This window comes from Psychrobacter sp. CoH-33_TS_01, assembly GCF_058189395.1.
The window spans coordinates 1-461 of the sequence record NZ_JBVGQI010000034.1; the positions used below are offsets into that span (position 1 = coordinate 1).

The 461-nt window shown below is 57.9% G+C and carries 1 protein-coding gene; it reads left to right on the forward strand.

Annotation, left to right across the window (positions count from 1 at the left end; all coding sequences use genetic code 11):
* On the forward strand, positions 1-461 hold a 461-nt coding region (locus tag ACZ2XM_RS15450), incomplete at both ends, for a hypothetical protein (RefSeq protein WP_490619008.1).

The window sequence follows — 461 nt, forward strand, 5'->3', positions numbered from 1 at the left end:
GATGCTGATGCTGATGCTGATGCTGATGCTGATGCTGATGCTGATGCTGATGCTGATGCTGACGCCGATGCTGACGCTGATGCTGATGCTGATGCTGATGCTGATGCTGATGCTGATGCTGATGCTGATGCTGACGCTGATGCTGATGCTGATGCTGATGCCGACGCCGACGCCGATGCTGACGCCGATGCAGACGCCGATGCAGACGCCGACGCGGATTGTGATGCTGATGCTGATGCTGATGCAGACGCTGATGCAGACGCCGATGCCGATGCCGATGCCGACGCCGATGCCGATGCCGACGCCGACGCCGATGCTGACGCCGATGCTGATGCTGATGCCGATGCCGATGCTGATGCTGATGCTGATGCTGATGCTGATGCCGATGCCGATGCTGATGCTGATGCTGATGCTGATGCTGATGCTGATGCTGATGCTGATGCTGATGCTGATGCTGATGC